Consider the following 13534-nt stretch of genomic DNA (forward strand, 5'->3'; position numbering starts at 1 on the left):
ATGCTATAAGGTTAATCATGGGACGGCTGGACAACTCGGCCCGGCGCGCGGCGATCATCGACGCGGCCCTTCCACTGTTTGCGCGCAAGGGGTTCGCCGCTACCACGACGAAGGAGATCGCGCAGGCTGCCGGCGTGTCGGAGGCCTTGATCTTCAAGCATTTCCCCAGCAAGGCCGCTCTCTACGAGGCGATCTTCCGCTCCTGCGTGGACGGGGACGAGGATCTGGCGAAGCTGCTGGCGATGCCGCCGAGCACGGAGACGCTCGCCGCCTACGTCCAGGCGATGGTGAGCTGCTACGTCAGCGAACTGCCGAGCGACCGCGACACCATGCTCCCCCGCTACCGGCTCTACTTCATGAGCCTGCTGGAGGACGGGGAATTCGCCCACATGGTGCGCCGCTGGATGTCGGAGCACATCGCGCCGCCCTTCGTGGCCTCGCTGCAGGCCGCACGCGACTCGGGCGACCTCATCCCCTCGGCCCCGGTGACGGAAAACGCCTTCTGGCTGGCCGAGATGCTGGGCTCGACCCTGGCGACCATTCACCTGCCGCCGACACCGCTCGTCCCGTCCCTGGCCGAGCCGCGGCGCACCATCCGCGACGCGGTCGCCTTCATCCTGCGCGGCCTCGGCCTGCGGGAGGAGGCGGTCGCCCTTTACACGCCTTTATTGCATTGCACCCAATCAACAGAACCAGAACCGACCTGTTCGAGAGAGGCTGATCGTGACGAGTGACATCCACCATTCCGCTCACGCGCCAGAGCGGACCACCGCACGCCGTCCGGTCACCCGCGGGCGGCTGGCGTTCCGCATCATCATCATGGCCGTCATACTGGGCGTGCTGTTCGGCGGCCTGTACGCCTTCAACAATTTCCGGAACAAGGCCATTGCCGACTTCTTCGCCGGCAACAAGCCGCCGCCGACCCCCGTCTCGGTCGCCGAGGCGACGGCGCAGTCCGTTCCCAAATACACCACCGCCATCGGCACCCTGACCGCCAGCCGGCAGGTCACCGTGGCGCCGGAGGTGGTCGGGCGCGTGACCCAGATCTTCTTCGAATCGGGCGCCCGCGTGAAGGCCGGCGAGCCGCTGGTGCAGCTCAACGACGCCACCGAGCAGGCCGACCTGCTGGCCTTCCGCGCCCAGGCGAAGCTGGCTGAGAACAACCTGCAGCGCGCCCGCAACCTGCTGCGCAACCAGGCCGGCCCGCAGGTCACCGTGGACCAGAACCAGGCCCAGCTCGACGAGGCCAACGCCAACATCAAGAAGACCGAGGCACTGATCGCCCAGAAGCTGATCCGCGCGCCCTTCGACGGCGAGCTGGGCATCCGGCAGGTGAATGTCGGCGAGTATGTCAGCGCCGGCGGCCCCGTCGTCACGCTGACCGACCTGTCCAACCTGTTCGTCGACTTCACCCTGCCCGAGCAGGCGCTGAGCCAGATCCGCATCCGCCAGCCGGTGCTGATCTCCGCCGACGCCGCCCCCGGCGCCACCTTCGACGCGGTGATCTCGACCATCGAGCCGCAGGTCAGCCCGGACACCCGCGCCATCAAGGTGCGCGCGACGCTGCAGAATCCGGAGCGCAAGCTGCTGCCCGGCATGTTCGCCAACATCCGCGTCGTCCAGCCGCCGGCCGCGAACCGCATCGTCATTCCGGAAACCGCGGTGGACTACACGGTCTACGGCGACAGCGTCTTCGTCGTCGCGGCCCAGAAGGACGGCGAGGGCAAGGACGGCCATGTCGCCAACCGCGTCCCGGTGAAGACCGGCGACCGCTTCGACGGCAAGGTGGAAATCCTCGACGGGGTGAAGCCCGGCGACCGGGTGGTGTCCTCCGGCCAGCTCAAGCTGAACAACGGCGCCGCCGTGGTGCCGACGGAAGCGAGCGCGCTGGTGCCGCCGCAGACCGTTCCGCGCAACTGAGGACCCGGCCATGTCATTCACCGACATCTTCATCCGACGGCCGGTCCTGGCTCTGGTGGTCAGCCTGCTGATCCTGCTGGTTGGCGTCCGGTCGCTGACGGATCTGCCAATCCGGCAGTATCCGGAGCTGCAGAACACCGTCATCACCATCACCACCTCCTACCCCGGCGCCTCTCCCGACCTGATGCAGGGCTTCATCACGACGCCCATCGAGCAGGCGGTGGCGACGGCGGAAGGCATCGACTACATCACCTCCTCCTCCACCCAGGGGGTGAGCCTCGTCACCGCCTACATCCGGCTGAACTTCAACCCCAACGTCGCGATGACCGACGTGATGTCGAAGGTGCAGCAGGTCAAATACCAGCTTCCGCGCGAGGCCAACGACCCCGTGATCCTGAAGTCCACGGGCGAGACGACCTCCATCCTCTACATGGGCTTCGCCAGCCCGGAGCTGTCCGGGGCGGCCATCTCCGACTATCTGACGCGCGTGGTGCAGCCGCTGCTGTCCACCGTGTCCGGCGTCGCCGAGGCGCAGATCCTGGGCGGCCAGACCTTCGCCATGCGCGTCTGGCTCGACCCCGACCGGATGGCCGCGCGCAACATCGCCGCCGCCGACGTGCGGGCGGCGATCCAGGCCAACAACTACCAGTCCGCCCCCGGACAGGCGAAGGGTGTCTTCGTCGTCTCCAACATCACCACCAACACCGGCCTGACCGACGTCGAGCAGTTCCGGCAGATGGTCGTGAAGTCCAAGGACGGCGCGCTGGTCCGCATGAAGGACATCGCCGAGATCGAGCTGGGCGCGCAAAGCTCCAACGCCAGCGTGTCGATGAACGGCCAGCAGGCGATCTTCATCGGCATCAACTCCACGCCGACCGGCAACCCGCTGACCATCGTGGAGGACATCCGCAAGCTGGTGCCGGAGCTTGAGCGCAACCTGCCGCCGTCGCTGAAGATGGAGATCGTCTACGACTCCACCCGCTTCATCCAGGCCTCCATCGACGAGGTGCAGAAGACGCTGCTGGAGGCGGTCGGCATCGTCATCGTGGTGATCTTCCTGTTCCTGGGCTCCTTCCGCTCGGTGCTGATCCCGATCGTGACCATCCCGCTGTCCATCGTGGGTGCGGCGACGATCATGTTGGCGATGGGCTTCAGCCTGAACCTGCTGACGCTGCTCGCCATGGTGCTGGCCATCGGCCTCGTGGTGGACGACGCCATCGTGGTGGTGGAGAACGTCCACCGCCACCTGGAGGAGGGAAAGTCGCCCGTCGAATCCGCGCTGATCGGCGCACGGGAGATCATCGGGCCGATCATCTCGATGACCATCACGCTGGCCGCCGTGTACGCCCCCATCGGCTTCCTCGGCGGGCTGACCGGCGCGCTGTTCCGTGAGTTCGCCTTCACGCTGGCGGGAGCGGTCATCATCTCCGGCGTGGTGGCGCTGACGCTGTCGCCGATGATGTGTTCGCTCCTGCTGACCCGCGACATGAACGAGGGCCGCTTCGCCCGCTTCGTCGACCGGACCTTCGACAAGCTGTCCGGCTGGTACGGGCGGCGTCTGGGCGGCGCGCTGGACTACCGGGCGGCGACCCTGCTGTTCGGCTTCGGCGTTCTGCTGAGCGTCGGCTTCCTCTTCGCCAACACCATGTCGGAGCTGGCGCCGGAGGAGGACCAGGGCATCCTGTTCGGCATCACCAAGGGGCCGCAGTACGCCAACCTCGACTACATGGACGCCTACGGGCGCGAGATGGACGAGGTGTTCACCCACTATCCGGAAACCGACACCCGCTTCGTGCTGAACGGCCTGCCGACCCTGACCCAGGGCTTCGCCGGCATGATCCTGAAGCCGTGGGACGAGCGCACCCGCAGCGCCAAGGAGCTTCAGCCGCTGGTCCAGGCCGATCTCGGCAAGGTGGCCGGCACGCAGGTGTTCCTGGTGTCGCCGCCGGCCCTGCCCGGCTCCACCGGCGGCCTGCCGGTGCAGATGGTCATCAACAGCCCCGGCGACTATCAGACCATCTTCAACGCCATGGAGCGCATCAAGACCGCCGCCATGGAAAGCGGCATGTTCATCGTCACCGACAGCGACCTGCAGTTCAACAGCCCGGTCGTCCGGCTGCATGTCGACCGGTCGAAGGCGGCGGACCTCGGCCTGTCGATGCAGTCGATCGGCGACACGCTGGCGGTCCTGATCGGCGGCAACTACGTCAACCGCTTCAACCTGAACGGCCGCTCCTACGAGGTCATCCCGCAGGTGCCACGCGACAAGCGCCTGACGCCGGAGACGCTGACCCGCTACTACGTCACGGCGGGCAATGGCGCGCAGATCCCGCTGTCCACCGTCGTCTCGATCGAGATGGCGACGGAGCCGAACGCCCTGACCAAGTACAACCAGCTTCCCTCCGCGACCTTCTCCGCGGTGCCGATGCCGGGCGTGACGATGGGTCAGGCCGTGGAGTTCCTGGAGCGGCAGGCCCGCGAGGTTCTGCCCGCCGGCTTCGGCCACTCCTACCTGTCGGAATCGCGCCAGTACGTGACCGAGGGCAGCCAGCTCATGGTCACCTTCGCCTTCGCGCTGGTGGTCATTTATCTGGTGCTGGCCGCGCAGTTCGAATCGCTGCGTGACCCGCTGGTGATCCTGATCTCGGTGCCGATGTCGATCTGCGGGGCGCTGCTGCCGTTGTTCTTCGGCCTGTCCACCATGAACATCTACACCCAGGTGGGTCTGGTGACGCTGATCGGCCTGATCAGCAAGCACGGCATCCTGATGGTGGAGTTCGCCCGCGAGATGCAGATCAACGAGCGGGTGGACCGCCGCACCGCCATCGAGCACGCGGCCCGCGTCCGCCTGCGCCCGATCCTGATGACCACGGCGGCGATGGTGGTGGGCCTCCTGCCCCTGCTGACCGCCGCCGGCGCCGGTGCGGCCAGCCGCTTCTCCATCGGTCTGGTGATCGTGTCGGGCATGCTGATCGGCACGCTGTTCACGCTGTTCGTCCTGCCGGCGGTCTACACCGTGCTGGCCAAGGACCACTACGCGGCGTCGGTCTCCCGCCGCGCGCGGGAGATCGCGGCGGCCTCGCAGTAAGCATCGTCAGACCGTAGCCTGTCCAAAAAAAGACCCCCTCGCCTTGCTCGGGCGAGGGGGTCTTTTCTTTGCCGGCCTGCCTTTATCGGGGCAGAGCCGCGGCGACCGCGGCGGAGAGCGGCGTGGTCGGGCGCCCGATCAGCGCCGACAACTGGCGCCCGTCGTCGAACAGCGCGCCCTTCGACGCATCGGCGTCCCAGGAGGCGATGCCCTTCGCAAAAGCTTCCGGAAGGCCGAACCCGGCGAGGATGGCGGCGTAGTCCGCCTCCGGCAGGTTCCGGTAGGGGATGTCCTTGCCGGACTGGCGGGAGATTTCGGCGGCCAGATCGGCCAGCATCACCGCCTCGTCGCCAGCCAGCTCGTAGGTCTTGCCCTCATGGCCGGTGCCGGTCAGCACCGCCACCGCCGCGTCGGCGTAGTCGGCGCGCGTGGCCGAGGAAATCCGCCCGTCGCCGGCGCTGCCGATGAAGGCGCCACCGGCCAGCGCCGCGCCGACCGAACCGGTGTGGTTCTCCGTGTACCAGCCGTTGCGCAGGATCGTGAAGGGGATGCCCGACGCCGTGATGTCCGCCTCGGTCGCCCGATGTTCCTCGGCGAGGCTCAGTGGCGAGCGGTCGGCGTGGAGCAGGCTGGTGTAGACGATCCGGTCGACGCCCGCCGCCTTCGCGGCGTTGACGACGTTGCGGTGCTGCGCCGCCCGCTGCCCGATCTCGTTCGACGAGATCAGCAGCAGCGTGTCGACGCCGACCAGCGCGCGGGCGAGCGTCTCGGGGTTGCCGTAATCGGCCTCGCGGGCATCGACCCCCAGGTCGGCGGCCTTGGCGGGGGAACGCACCAAGGCGACGATGCCGGAGGCGGGAACCGTCTCCTTCAGGCGGGCGATGACGAGGCGGCCAAGCTGGCCGGTGGCACCGGTGACGGCGATGGTCATGGTCGGGTGTCCCGTTTGCGGTTGGGTGGTGACCACCTACCTAAGCCACTTGCTTACTTTTCGTAAGTACGTACATAAATGTAAGTGTGAAGATTTTTTCCAGCGGGAGAACGGCGATGCCGGAACCGGACGATGATTACATTCCGCTGCCGCTGTCGGAGCGGATGCAGCGCGGCGACCTGATGGCCGCGGCCTGCCCCTCGCGGGAGGTGCTGAAGCACGTCACCAGCCGCTGGGGCGTCCTGGTCCTGATCGCCCTGGAAAGCGGAACGTTGCGCTTCAGCGAACTCCGCCGCACCATCGGCGGGGTCAGCGAGCGGATGCTGGCCCAGACGCTGCAATGGCTGGAGGGCGACGGGCTGGTCAAGCGCACCGCCCACGACGTGGTGCCGCCCCATGTCGACTACAGCCTGACGCCGTTGGGGCGGGAGGCCGCCGAGAAGGTGCGCCTCCTCGCCGACTGGATCGAATTCAACCTGCCGCGGATTGCCGAGGGCTGGGCGAACCGGCAGGACGCCGCCGCTGACTGACCCGTCCTACAAAAAAGCCGCCGGACGCGAGGGGGGTGCGTCCGGCGGTGCCGTGTGTTCAGGCGTTGGGCTCAGCCGGCCACGGCCGCCTCTTCGGTCGCCGCGGCCGCCGTCAGCCCCAGCCTCTTCGCGATGCCCGCGCCATAGGCGGGGTCCGCCGCGAAGAAGTGCGCCAACTGCCGCCGCTGGATGAAGCCCGGCGCCTCCCCCAGCGAGTTGGCGATGGTGTCCATCAGCCGCCCCTGCGCCTCCGCCCCGATCAGGCGGAACAGCGCGCCGGCCTGGGAGTAGTCATCGTTGCCCGCGCGGTGGTCGTAGCGGGCGGCGTCGCCGGCGATGCGCAGCGGCGGTTCGGCCACCGCGCGGTTCTGCACCGGCCCGCCGAAGCTGTTCGGTTCGTAGTTCGGGCTGCCGCCGCCATTGCCGTCGAAGCGCATGGCGCCGTCCCGCTGGTGGTTGCGGACCTCCGCGGCGTGCGGGCGGTTGACCGGCAGCGCCTGATGGTTGGCGCCCAGCCGGTAGCGGTGCGCGTCGGCGTAGGCGAACAGGCGCCCTTGCAGCATCTTGTCCGGGCTGAAGGAAATGCCGGGCACCACATTGGCCGGGCTGAACGCGGCCTGCTCGACCTCTGCGAAAAAGTTCTCCGGGTTGCGGTTCAGCACCAGCTCGCCGATCTCGACCAGCGGGTAATCGGCGTGCGGCCACACCTTGGTCACGTCGAACGGGTTGATGCGGTAGGAGTCGGCCTCGACCTCCGGCATGATCTGCACCGACACGGTCCAGGCCGGGAAATCCCCGTCGCGGATGGCGGCGAACAGGTCGCGGGTGGCGTGGTCGGGATCGACGCCGGCCATGCGCACGGCCTGCTCTGCCGTGAAGTTCTGGATGCCCTGACGCGTCTTGAAGTGGTACTTGACCCAGAAGCGCTCGCCGGCCGCGTTGATCCACGAGAAGGTGTGGCTGGAGAAGCCGTCCATGTGGCGGTAGCCGCGCGGCGTGCCGCGGTCGCTGAACAGGATCGTCAGCTGGTGCATCGTCTCCGGCGACAGCGAGAAGAAGTCCCAGACCGCGGTCGGGTCCTTCAGGTTGGTCGCCGGGTTGCGCTTCTGCGTGTGGATGAAGTCCGGGAATTTCAGCGGGTCGCGGACGAAGAAGACCGGCGTGTTGTTGCCGACCAGATCGTAATTGCCGTCCTCGGTGTAGAACTTGACGGCGAAGCCGCGCGGATCGCGCTCGGCGTCGGCGGAGCCCTTCTCGCCGCCGACAGTGGAGAAGCGCAGGAACACCTCCGTCTCCTTGCCGACGTCCGACAGGAACCGTGCCGCGGTGTAGGGCGTCACGTCCTTCGTCACCCGGAAGACGCCGTAGGCGCCGGCCCCCTTGGCGTGGACCACCCGTTCCGGGATGCGTTCGCGGTTGAAGTGGGCCAGCTTCTCGATCAGGTGGAAGTCCTGCATCAGCACCGGACCACGCGGGCCGGCGGTCAGAGAATTCTGGTTGTCGGCGACGGGGATGCCCGCTCCCGTTGTCAGGCCAGCGGTGGTCAGGGTGCTCATGGCTCAACTCCTTGCGTTTCTTATCAGTTGCCGCGTCCGCTTTGCCCCCTGGTTATCCCGCCGTGTCGTTGATATATCCAAGACATCGTTTCAAATGCTCCGATAGCCTGAACCTATGAATCTCGCCGGTCTGTCCCTTCGCGATCTGGAATATGTGGTGGCGGTGGCCGAGCAGCGGCATTTCGGCAAGGCGGCGGAGCGCTGCTCGGTCAGCCAGCCGTCGCTGAGCGCGCAGATCCGCAAGCTTGAAGACCTTCTCGGCATCCCCCTGTTCGAGCGGACGAGCCGCCGTGTGCTGCCCACCCCCCAGGGCGAGGTGGTGATCCGTCAGGCCCGCGTCGTTCTGGAGGAGGCGCGCCGCCTGCTGGCGCTGGCCCGCGGGACGGCGGGGGCCCTGCACGGTCCGCTCGCCATCGCGGCGATCCAGACGCTGGGACCGTACCTGTTCCCCCACGTCCTGCCCGCGATGCGCCGGCACCTGCCCGACGTCCAGCTCGTGCTGTCCGAAGGCCGCACCGACGGCCTGCTGGAGGAATTGCGGGAAGGGCGGCTGGACGCCGTCCTGCTCGCCCTGCCCGTCGAGGCGGAGGGGCTGACCTGCGACGCCCTGTTCTTCGAACCCTTCGTGCTGGCCCACCCCACCGGCCACCGGCTGGAAAGCCTGCCCTCCATCGCCCTGGCCGACCTCGACCCCGGCGAGCTGGTGCTGCTGGAGGAGGGGCACTGCCTGCGCGATCAGGCGCTGGCCGCCTGCGGCGCCATCACCCGCGGCATGCGCCACGCCACCGGGCTGGAAACGCTGCGCCACATGGTCGCCAGCGGCACCGGCTACACGCTGATGCCGCGTCTTGCCACCGGCGACGGGGAGGCGGCGACGGTGGGTGGCTTGGTCGCCTACCGCGCCTTCCAGGGCGATCCACCCGGCCGCGTCATCGGTCTGGTCTGGCGGGCCAGCGACCCACGCGCCGCCGGCTTCCGCGCGCTCGCCCGGAGCCTGCGCGACGCCACCCCGCCCGGCCTGCGCCGGATCGAAGACTCAGCCGAGGCCTGACTCCGGCTCCGCCATGAAGGCGAGATGGTGCAGGACGATCCCGCTGGTCGTGGCAACGTTCAGGGAATCGAAGTCCGGTGCCATGGGAATGCGCACCGTCCGCGTCCGCGCCAGGACGGACGCCGGCAGGCCCGGCCCTTCCGACCCCAGAAGCAGCGCCGCGCGCTGCGGACGGCGCAGCCCCGCCAGAGTCACCGCTCCCGCCGGGCTCAGCGAGAGGACGGCAAAGCCGTGCCGCTCCAACAGCGCGACCGGGTCGGTTCCCGCCGGAATCCGCACAAAGGGCACCCGCAGCGCCGCCCCGACCGACACGCGGATCGCCTTGCGGTAGAGCGGGTCGCAGCAGCCGGAATCGAGCAGCACCGCGTCCACCCCGAAGGCCGCCGCGTTGCGGAAGATGCCGCCCACATTGTCATGGTTGCCGATCCCGCACAGCACCAGCACGGTCGCCCGCGGTCCCAGCGCGGCCAGAAGCGCGTCCGGCTCGGGCATCGCCGCCGCCCGCCCCAGGCCCAGGATGCCGCGGTGCAGAGGGAAGCCGGCGATGGCGTCCAGCACCTCCTGCCGGGCGCTGTAGACCGGCACCGCGGCGGGCAACGCCTCCAGCATCGGTGCCAGCCCGGCGATCCGCTTGTCGGCGATCAGCAGCGACAGGGTTTCATGGCGCGAGGCGGTCAGCAACGTCCGCAGCACCACCGCCCCCTCGGCGATGAAGCGCCCCTCCCGCCCCACGAGGTCGCGCTCCTTCACGTCGCGGTAAGCGGCGATCCGCGGGTCGTCCGGGTCGTCGATGGGGATGATGGAGGGGGGAATGATGGCTGGCATGGGCGCCTGTGTAGCGCCCCTGCCGTCCCATCGGAAGTCCGGAAAGCGCGGGGCCGATGTGAAGGGGGCCACTTCGCCACCGGCCGAAGCCCGCTAGACAGGACCGGCAACGCGGGGCGGCAGTCCCCGCCCGAACGGAGGAATCGCCCATGCCGACCCTGCCCGCCGTCCGCGCCTTCGGCGCAACCCTGCCGAAGTCACTCACCGCCACCTTGCTGGATGCCTGCCGCAAACTGATGGAGCGCCGGTCCCGGCGAACCGCCGTCGCCCCCGACCGCCTTGACGACCGATTGCTGAGGGACATCGGCGTCAGCCGCAGCGACCTGATGGCCGCGGAGCGTCTGACGAAGCCATCCAAGCGCAGCCGAGGCCGCTGAACCGGAGCTTACGATTTGCCCGCCGGAGTCACCCGCAGGATCTCGCCGCTGTTCTCGTCGGTCAGCAGATAGAGCGCACCGTCGGGACCTTGGCTGACCTGCCGGATGCGCTTGCCGAGATCGCGGAACATGCGCTCCTCGTGCTTGACCTTCTTGCCGTCGAGTTCGAGCCGCACGACCTCCTTGGTCGCCAGCCCGCCGTTGAACAGGCTGCCCTTCCAGCCGGGCAGCGTGTCCGCCGTGTAGAAGGTCATGCCGGAGGAGCCGATCACCGGAGTCCACTGGTACACCGGCTCTTCCATGCCGGGCGCGCTCGACTTGCCCGTCCCGATCGGCGTCCCGTTGTAGTTCACGCCGTAGGACACCACCGGCCAGCCGTAATTCTTCCCCGGTTCGGGGACATTGACCTCGTCGCCGCCGCGCGGGCCGTGCTCGTTGATCCACAGCGCGCCGGTCTGTGGATTCAGGGCGGCGCCCTGGATGTTGCGGTGACCGTAGGACCAGATTTCCGGCAGCGCGCCGGACTGGTTCACGAAAGGGTTGTCGGCGGGCACCGAACCGTCGCGGTTGATCCGCACCACCTTGCCCAGATGCGAGTCGAGGTCCTGCGCCTGCGTCCGGAACTGCTCCAGCGAGCGTTCGCCCAGGGTCACGTACAGGTGGCCCTGACGGTCGAAGACCAGCCGGGACCCGTAATGCATCCGGCTTTCCACCTTGGGCTTCTGCGAGAAGATCACCCGGACGTCGGTCAGGGCGGTCTCGTCGGCGCTCAGCGCGCCGCGCGCCACGGCGGTGGAGTTGGTGCCGTTCTCCGTCCCGGGCTCGGAAAAGCTGAGATAGACGAAGCGGTTCTGCGCGAAGTCCGGGTCCAGCGCCACGTCGAGGAGGCCACCCTGCCCGCGGTCGTCGACCTTCGGCACGCCCTTCACCGGGGCGGAGACCGTGCCGTCCGGCGCCACGATGCGCAACCGGCCGTCCTTCTCGGTCACCAGCATCCGCCCGTCGGGCAGAAAGGCCAGCCCCCAGGGATGGCTGAGGCCGCTGGCGACGGTCTTCACCGACACCATCGCCTTCTCGGTTTTGAACACCTTGTCCACGGCGCTCGCGTCGGTGACGCTCAGGCAAGCCGCAAGGGTGGTGGCGGTCATCAGGGCGGCGGTTCGGCCCATGCGCATTCCTCGTCCTCCCGCATCGTCGCTGTCGATGGGTAGGTGGGGGCGCCACGGCCACGAACAAGACGCCCGGCCCCTAGTTTCCCTCTTTGATCCCCTCCCCCGCGGAGCGGGGGAGGGTTAGGGAGGGGGCCCACAGCGATACCTCTCGCACAACAGGCACAACGAAAAGCCGGCGCTTCCCACGTGGGAAAGCGCCGGCCTTGCCGTTCATGAAGCCGATTGTCAAGTGTGTCTGAAGCCTTGCTGCGTCCACGTCCGTGTTGGTTTGGCGTGTGCCGTGGTGACCTGGCGGCGACCTACTCTCCCACGTCTTAAGACGCAGTACCATCGGCGCTGAGGCGTTTCACGGCCGAGTTCGGAATGGGATCGGGTGTTGGGAGCCCCGCCATGACCACCAGGTCACCAAGGCACACGCGAACCATCCGGACAGGGACGGCAGAGGTTTGGTTTGAGCGAGGACGTTTGCTCTTGTTCTTGCGGTGTTGGCTCGTGCGCCCAGGGCTTGCCGCTGCGCGCGGGCCGCCTGCTGGAAAGGATCAAGCCGATCGAGCGATTAGTAAGGCTCAGCTTCAGGCGTTGCCGCCCGTCCACATGCCTCCTATCGACGTGATGGTCTGTCACGGCTCTCAAGGGAGTTCTGGTTTAGAGGTGGGTTTCCCGCTTAGATGCTTTCAGCGGTTATCCCGTCCATACTTAGCTACCCGGCCATGCCACTGGCGTGACAACCGGTGCACCAGAGGTATGTCCATCCCGGTCCTCTCGTACTAGGGACAGATCCTCGCAAAACTCCGACACCCACGGCAGATAGGGACCGAACTGTCTCACGACGTTCTAAACCCAGCTCACGTACCACTTTAATCGGCGAACAGCCGAACCCTTGGGACCTGCTCCAGCCCCAGGATGTGATGAGCCGACATCGAGGTGCCAAACGACTCCGTCGATATGGACTCTTGGGAGTCATCAGCCTGTTATCCCCGGCGTACCTTTTATCCGTTGAGCGATGGCCCGTCCACATGGAACCACCGGATCACTATGGCCGACTTTCGTCTCTGCTCGACTTGTCTGTCTTGCAGTCAGGCGGGCTTATGCCATTGCACTCGACGAGCGATTTCCGACCGCTCTGAGCCCACCATCGCGCGCCTCCGTTACACTTTGGGAGGCGACCGCCCCAGTCAAACTACCCGCCATGCAGGGTCCCGGCTCCGGATGAACGGAGCGCGGTTAGATGCCAGAGACCTCAAGGGTGGTATTTCAAGGGTGGCTCCACCCGAGCTGGCGCCCGGGCTTCCTAGCCTCCCACCTATCCTACACATGAGATCCCTAGCACCACTGCAAAGCTGTAGTAAAGGTGCACGGGGTCTTTCCGTCTGACCGCGGGTACTCCGCATCTTCACGGAGAGTTCAATTTCGCTGAGTTGGTGTTGGAGACAGCGGGGAAGTCGTTACGCCATTCGTGCAGGTCGGAACTTACCCGACAAGGAATTTCGCTACCTTAGGACCGTTATAGTTACGGCCGCCGTTTACCGGGGCTTCAATTCGGAGCGTGAACCCCTCCTCTTAACCTTCCGGCACCGGGCAGGCGTCAGACCCTATACGTCGCCTTGTACGGCTTCGCAGAGCCCTGTGTTTTTAGTAAACAGTCGCCACCCCCTGGTCTGTGCCCCCCGCCATGGCTTGCGCCACAACGGGGCCCTCTTCTTCCGAAGTTACGAGGGCAATTTGCCGAGTTCCTTCAACACCATTCTCTCAAGCGCCTGGGTATACTCTACCAGTCCACCTGTGTCGGTTTGGGGTACGGTCTGATGCGGGGGCTGTTTCCTGGAACGGGTCCCCAGCCGGGCCAATCCGATAAGGCCCGACACGCTTTCCCATTCGTCACACACCCGCTGGCCCACGAATATTAACGTGGTTCCCATCGACTACGCCTTTCGGCCTCGCCTTAGGGGCCGGCTCACCCTGCGTGGATTAACCTTGCGCAGGAACCCTTGGACTTTCGGCGACAGTGTTTCTCACACTGTTTGTCGCTACTCATGTCAGCATTCTCACTTCCGATACCTCCAGGCACCCTCGCGGGGACCCTT

General features: G+C 67.1%; 10 protein-coding genes and 2 rRNA genes (1 of these 12 only partly in view). 6 read left to right on the forward strand and 6 right to left on the reverse strand.

Annotated elements, in window-relative coordinates; all coding sequences use genetic code 11:
• Nucleotides 1-17 precede the first annotated feature (17 nt).
• The 3 genes from ACWPN7_RS10765 to ACWPN7_RS10775 are packed head-to-tail and all read left to right on the forward strand — an operon-like array spanning nt 18 to nt 5008.
• Nucleotides 18-734, forward strand: coding sequence for a TetR/AcrR family transcriptional regulator (locus tag ACWPN7_RS10765; protein WP_145687442.1), 717 nt, complete (start codon nt 18-20; stop codon nt 732-734).
• On the forward strand, nt 724-1920 hold the full coding sequence (locus tag ACWPN7_RS10770) for an efflux RND transporter periplasmic adaptor subunit (protein WP_014199961.1): 1197 nt from the start codon (nt 724-726) through the stop codon (nt 1918-1920). The genes ACWPN7_RS10765 and ACWPN7_RS10770 overlap by 11 nt, the downstream gene beginning before the upstream one ends.
• A gap of 10 nt (nt 1921-1930) precedes the next feature.
• Nucleotides 1931-5008: a MexW/MexI family multidrug efflux RND transporter permease subunit gene (locus ACWPN7_RS10775; RefSeq protein WP_040138187.1), complete on the forward strand. Its 3078-nt coding sequence runs from the start codon at nt 1931-1933 to the stop codon at nt 5006-5008.
• An 82-nt stretch (nt 5009-5090) separates the two neighbouring features.
• Here the strand turns inward: ACWPN7_RS10775 and ACWPN7_RS10780 are convergent, their stop codons facing one another.
• Nucleotides 5091-5939 carry an SDR family oxidoreductase gene (locus tag ACWPN7_RS10780; protein WP_459197344.1) on the reverse strand — a complete coding sequence of 283 codons (849 nt, stop codon included), beginning with the start codon at nt 5937-5939 and terminating at the stop codon, nt 5091-5093.
• Between the two features lie 116 nt (nt 5940-6055).
• Here ACWPN7_RS10780 and ACWPN7_RS10785 point away from each other — a divergent pair, with 116 nt between their 5' ends.
• The gene (locus ACWPN7_RS10785) at nt 6056-6469 is read left to right on the forward strand and encodes a winged helix-turn-helix transcriptional regulator (RefSeq protein ID WP_040138189.1); all 414 of its coding nucleotides are present in this window, start codon (nt 6056-6058) and stop codon (nt 6467-6469) included.
• A 71-nt stretch (nt 6470-6540) separates the two neighbouring features.
• On the opposite strand, the gene ACWPN7_RS10790 is transcribed toward ACWPN7_RS10785, so the two are convergent.
• Nucleotides 6541-8025 (reverse strand): catalase, encoded by a 1485-nt coding sequence (locus tag ACWPN7_RS10790; RefSeq protein WP_459197345.1) that lies wholly within the window; start codon nt 8023-8025, stop codon nt 6541-6543.
• Nucleotides 8026-8140: 115 nt separating this feature from the next.
• Between ACWPN7_RS10790 and ACWPN7_RS10795 the strand changes: the two genes are divergently transcribed.
• Nucleotides 8141-9076, forward strand: a complete 936-nt coding sequence (locus ACWPN7_RS10795; RefSeq protein WP_459197346.1) for a LysR substrate-binding domain-containing protein — start codon at nt 8141-8143, stop codon at nt 9074-9076.
• On the opposite strand, the gene ACWPN7_RS10800 is transcribed toward ACWPN7_RS10795, so the two are convergent.
• On the reverse strand, nt 9062-9901 hold the full coding sequence (locus tag ACWPN7_RS10800; protein ID WP_459197347.1) for a TrmH family RNA methyltransferase: 840 nt from the start codon (nt 9899-9901) through the stop codon (nt 9062-9064). The genes ACWPN7_RS10795 and ACWPN7_RS10800 overlap by 15 nt on opposite strands.
• Before the next feature lie 149 nt (nt 9902-10050).
• Between ACWPN7_RS10800 and ACWPN7_RS10805 the strand changes: the two genes are divergently transcribed.
• Nucleotides 10051-10278: a hypothetical protein gene (locus tag ACWPN7_RS10805; protein ID WP_459197348.1), complete on the forward strand. Its 228-nt coding sequence runs from the start codon at nt 10051-10053 to the stop codon at nt 10276-10278.
• Nucleotides 10279-10286: 8 nt separating this feature from the next.
• On the opposite strand, the gene ACWPN7_RS10810 is transcribed toward ACWPN7_RS10805, so the two are convergent.
• From ACWPN7_RS10810 to ACWPN7_RS10820, 3 genes are all read right to left on the reverse strand, one after another.
• Nucleotides 10287-11453, reverse strand: a complete 1167-nt coding sequence (locus ACWPN7_RS10810) for a PQQ-dependent sugar dehydrogenase (protein ID WP_459197349.1) — start codon at nt 11451-11453, stop codon at nt 10287-10289.
• Nucleotides 11454-11736: 283 nt separating this feature from the next.
• Nucleotides 11737-11852 (reverse strand): 5S ribosomal RNA (rrf, locus tag ACWPN7_RS10815).
• 133 nt (nt 11853-11985) lie between these two features.
• Nucleotides 11986-13534: ribosomal RNA gene (locus tag ACWPN7_RS10820) — 23S ribosomal RNA — on the reverse strand (it continues 1200 nt past the right edge of the window).

This window comes from Azospirillum sp. UENF 312511 (assembly GCF_058780635.1).